At 70.1% G+C, this 3,891-nt stretch carries 6 protein-coding genes and 2 pseudogenes; 5 read left to right on the plus strand and 3 right to left on the minus strand.

The genetic code is table 11. From position 1 onward, the window contains the following. The 3 genes and pseudogenes from D7V88_RS44005 to D7V88_RS39570 form a co-directional block, all read left to right on the plus strand. Positions 1–180 (plus strand): annotated as a pseudogene (locus tag D7V88_RS44005) (CBS domain-containing protein); the annotation flags it as partial. A 73-nt stretch (positions 181–253) separates the two neighbouring features. Then, positions 254–493: a GIY-YIG nuclease family protein gene (locus tag D7V88_RS39565; RefSeq protein ID WP_120545694.1), complete on the plus strand. Its 240-nt coding sequence runs from the start codon at positions 254–256 to the stop codon at positions 491–493. A 210-nt stretch (positions 494–703) separates the two neighbouring features. Next, positions 704–1,084, plus strand: a complete 381-nt coding sequence (locus D7V88_RS39570) for a hypothetical protein (RefSeq protein WP_147449077.1) — start codon at positions 704–706, stop codon at positions 1,082–1,084. A gap of 32 nt (positions 1,085–1,116) precedes the next feature. Here D7V88_RS39570 and D7V88_RS39575 read toward each other — a convergent pair whose 3' ends face one another. Beyond that, positions 1,117–1,419 (minus strand): hypothetical protein, encoded by a 303-nt coding sequence (locus D7V88_RS39575; RefSeq protein WP_120545690.1) that lies wholly within the window; start codon positions 1,417–1,419, stop codon positions 1,117–1,119. A gap of 92 nt (positions 1,420–1,511) precedes the next feature. On the opposite strand from D7V88_RS39575, the gene D7V88_RS39580 reads away from it, so the two are divergent. Both D7V88_RS39580 and D7V88_RS39585 read left to right on the plus strand, forming a co-directional pair. Then, positions 1,512–1,793 carry a hypothetical protein gene (locus D7V88_RS39580; protein WP_120545691.1) on the plus strand — a complete coding sequence of 94 codons (282 nt, stop codon included), beginning with the start codon at positions 1,512–1,514 and terminating at the stop codon, positions 1,791–1,793. Between the two features lie 12 nt (positions 1,794–1,805). Beyond that, a complete protein-coding gene (locus D7V88_RS39585) occupies positions 1,806–2,312 on the plus strand; it encodes a hypothetical protein (protein WP_120545692.1) in 507 nt (168 codons plus the stop codon). Between the two features lie 17 nt (positions 2,313–2,329). Here D7V88_RS39585 and D7V88_RS39590 read toward each other — a convergent pair whose 3' ends face one another. Next, entirely contained in the window at positions 2,330–3,022 is a 693-nt protein-coding gene (locus D7V88_RS39590) for a radical SAM protein (protein WP_120545693.1), read from the minus strand. Positions 3,023–3,156: 134 nt separating this feature from the next. Next, positions 3,157–3,771, minus strand: a pseudogene (gene nudC, locus D7V88_RS39595) (NAD(+) diphosphatase); the annotation flags it as partial. Positions 3,772–3,891: the final 120 nt, after the last annotated feature.

Raw genomic sequence — 3,891 nt, forward strand, 5'->3', positions numbered from 1 at the left:
GGGTTGGTAGGCGTGGTGCACGAAACACAGCTCTTGGCCGCCTGGGGGGCGGATCCGCTGGCGCAGGTGTCGGACGTGATGGCGCGGGTGCGAAAGACGCAGTTGAGGAGCAACGGGAAGCGGCCCATCCATCAGGCTCGGCTGGCTGCCCGCCCCACGCGGAGGCCGAAGCTTTTCTGAAAGGGCGCGGTCCCTGGCGGAAGTAGAGTGGGGCGTCGTGTCCGAAGCCGCCCCCGCCGCCTGGACCGTGTACATGCTGCGCTGTCGCGACGGCACGCTCTACACGGGCGCCACCAACAACCTGGAGCGCCGGCTGGCCACGCATGGGCGCGGCAAGGGCGCGGCGTACACGCGGGCCCGGCTGCCAGTGACGCTGGTGTGGAGCGAGCCCGCGGAGGACCGGAGTGCCGCCCTGCGCCGGGAGGCCGCCATCAAGCGGCTCACGCGCGCGGACAAGCTCCGGCTCTTCGCGCGGCGTCCCGGGCGGCGCTAGACGCACGCCCGATCGCCTTGTTGGGCGGGCGGATTTAAAATCCGCGACGGGATGCGGTCCGCGCGACAGTGGCCGGGGTGTTTCCGGCGGTTTCATCGTGCAGTGATGATCCGCCTGGGGCTCCCGGGTGGGTGTACGGCCCGTGGAGGCTCGAACTAGGGTGTCGGTGTTCCTTGCAAGGGGAAGTCCATGCTCAGGTCGCGCTCGTCCTTGTTCGTCTTGCTTGCGTTGGGATTGGGAGGCCCGGGGTGCGGCGGGGCCAACCACCAGCCCGTCATCACCGCGGGGCCCAGGCCCCTGGGTTCGCCTTCAACACCGGGCGGCCTGAAGTTCGAGGAGGGGACGCAGATCCAGCTCCAACTCGAGGTGAAGGACCAGGACGAGGACGAAATCTTCTTCCTCTGGACGCAGTCGCCCGCGAACCCGGCCGGAGCGTTCAGTAGCACCACGGTGGCGACGCCCACCTGGACGGTGCCGCCGCCGCCCGAGGACCCGAAACAGGCCTTCCGCCTCTTCGTGGAGGTGAAGGACGGCAACGGGGGCGTGCTCCTGGGCCAGTCGCCGGACATCTACGTCCTCCCCAAGCAGTAGGCGCCTGCCGGGGAGGCGGACCGCGCGTCGGGCTAGCCCGCGACGGTCGCGGAAGGGGGCGGGGAGCCGGGCCGCTGCTTCGAGCGGCCCCGGAGGGCGACGACGATGGCCGCCACCAGGCCCACGCCCGAACCGATGGCCGCGCCCATCAACTGCGAGTGCATCAGCGACGCGGTCACGCTGCGCACCACCTCCGGCAGGTTGCACATGGTCTGCGCGGCGAGCGGCGTGCTGTTGTTCCACTCGATGTACGAGGGGGCCGTCAGCGACGCGACGAGGGTGCCCAGCAGGGTGCCGGCCAGGATGAAGATGAGGAATGTCTTGAACAGGGCCATGGGAGGGACCTCCTCGGCGGGTGGGCGGCGGGCCGTCCTTAGTATGCGTCCGCCCGCCGCGAAAGGGGCGAAGGCATGCTAAGGGAGGGGGCGTGCCGCTCCTGCCTCTTGCCATCCTGTTCGGGGTCGTCTCGCTCGCGTGCGCGGTCACCCTGTTGATCCACGCCTTCCGCCGCAGCGTGGGCACGGGGGTGATGGTGCTGCTCATCCCCTGCTACATGCTCGTGTACGCCTTCAGTCAGTTCGAGCACCCGCGCAAGAACCTCATCGTCGCCGGCTTCCTGGCCAGCACGGTGCTGACGGCGGTGTTCCTGGGCATGGGCTCCCACGGGCTCGCGGCGGTGGCGGCGCGCACCCCACCTCCCGGCTTCTAGCGTCCCCGTCCCGTGGTCGCGTCCTCCGCCCTCGTCCCGGATGCGCGCTGTGGCCAGCATCCGGCGGTGGCCGCGGTGGCGCTCTGCACGCGCTGCGGCGGTTTCCTGTGCGGCGCGTGCACGGAGGTGCTGGAGGAGGCGGCGTACTGCGAGCCGTGCGCCGAGCGGCGCTGGCAGGACACGCGGCCGTGGCGCGAGGGGCGGGGGCTGCTGGTGGCCAACGTCCTGGGGCTGCTGTTCCTCTCCGCGCCGCTGGTTCAACTGTCGTGGACGCTGGAGCTCGGTCGGCTGAGCGGGGTCGAAGCGATGCTCATGCTGCTGGGGTGGACGCTGGTGGCGGGGGGCGGCGGCGTCGCTTTCTCCACCTGGAAGTTGAGCCGCCACACCCGTGAGAGAGCGCTGCGTCGGTGGGTGGGCCAGGCGCGCGCCCTGCGCGTCCTGTCGGCGCTGATCCTGCTGTGCCTGGCGTTTTGGGTCGTCATCGCCGTCCGCGTGCTGGTCTTCCGCCAGGGGCTCTGAGGGCCCGGGACGCCCTGTCACACGCCGCGCGCGTTGGGGTCCCACAGGTACTTGTGCATCTGGAGCTGGAAGCGGACGGGGAGCCGGTCCTCGATGATCCACTCCGCCAGCTCGCGCGGGTGGAGCTTGTCGAAGATGGTGGAGCACAGGACGCTGTACGGCTTGGAGCCCAGCTTGTGCTCGGTGATGAGCGCGCGCGACCACTCGTAGTCCTCGCGTGAACCGATGACGAGCTTGAGCTCGTCGTTGGCGTTCATGGACACGAGGTTGCGGTAGTCATTGCGGTCGCACTCGCCTGACGACGGCGTCTTCATGTCCACGATTTTATGGACGGCCGGCGGCACGAGCCGCACGTCGATGGCGCCGCTCGTCTCCAGCAGCACCTTGAGGCCCGCGTCGAGCAGCGACTCCATCAGCGGATACACGCCGGGCTGGAGCAGCGGCTCGCCGCCCGTCACCTCCACCGCGGGCGTGTTGAGCGCCAGGATTTCCGTGACGATGTCCGCGTTCTTCCTGCGGTTGCCGCCGTGGAAGGCGAACTCGCTGTCGCAGTACGTGCAGCGCAGGTGGCAGCCCGTGAGGCGGATGAAGGCGCAGAGCAGGCCGGCGTGAGAGGACTCACCCTGGAGGGAGAGGTAGATTTCCTTCACCACCACGGAGTCGGCGGTGGGGACGCGGCGGGGCTCGATGTGCGGGCGTGCGGCGGGCATGGGCGTGCTTGCGAAAAGGGGCGCATCAAGCGCACCCGGGGGCCGTGGGTCAAGCCCGGCGGTCCATCCCGGGACGAACGCACCCCGGGGGGCGGGGAATTCCAGGTCGGTCGTCTGCTTCCGCGGGCCTGGGCCTAGGTGTTGGACGGGGACTGGCGGGCCTTCACCCGGTCGATGAAGGTGTCGATGAGGTGCCGGGCGATGCTCAACCGGGGCGGGATGCGCGGCAGGTCGTCCACGTTGAACCAGCGGGCCTCGGCGATCTCCTTGCCGTCCACGGTGACCTCGCCGCCTGCGTACTCGGCCATGAAGCCCACCATGAGCGAGCGGCCGAAGGGCCACGGCTGGCTGCCGAAGTAGGTGACGTTCTTCAGGTCCACGCCCACCTCCTCCTTCACTTCGCGCAGGACGGTCTCCTCCAGCGACTCGCCAGGGTCCACGAAGCCGGCGACGGTGCTGAAGAACGGTTCGGGGAAGGTCGCGTTGCGCGCCAGCAGCATCTGGTCGCCCCGGGTGATGAGGACGATGACCGCCGGAGAGATGCGCGGGTAGTAGGGCGTGTGGTCCGCCGGGCAGCGACGGGCGCGCTCCCCCGCGACGAGCTGCGTGGGGGTGCCGCACTTGCCGCAGAAGCGGTGGCTCACGTCCCACTCCGCGATGGACAGCGCGCGGCCGGCCACGGCGAAGGTGGCTTCGTCCACCTGCTTGTACAGCGACCGGGCGGGGACGAACTTCAGGCCTTCGGGCGGCGCGGAAGGCGGGCGACTGCAGCGTGGCCCCCGCGAAGACGCGCGTGTCGAAGCCGTCGTAGATCTCCTTGCGGTCCGAGTACCGGTCCAGCGCCGCCAGGTACGCGGCCTCCTCCTTCG

The sequence above is a fragment of the Corallococcus terminator genome, from assembly GCF_003611635.1.
In the GTDB taxonomy this organism is placed as follows: domain Bacteria; phylum Myxococcota; class Myxococcia; order Myxococcales; family Myxococcaceae; genus Corallococcus; species Corallococcus terminator.

Coding starts and splice junctions, on each gene's coding strand:
- D7V88_RS39565 (WP_120545694.1), top strand. CDS start 254: ATGCTGCGCTGTCGCGACGGCACGCTCTACACGGGCGCCACCAACAAC.
- D7V88_RS39575 (WP_120545690.1), bottom strand. CDS start 1,419: ATGGCCCTGTTCAAGACATTCCTCATCTTCATCCTGGCCGGCACCCTG.
- D7V88_RS39590 (WP_120545693.1), bottom strand. CDS start 3,022: ATGCCCGCCGCACGCCCGCACATCGAGCCCCGCCGCGTCCCCACCGCC.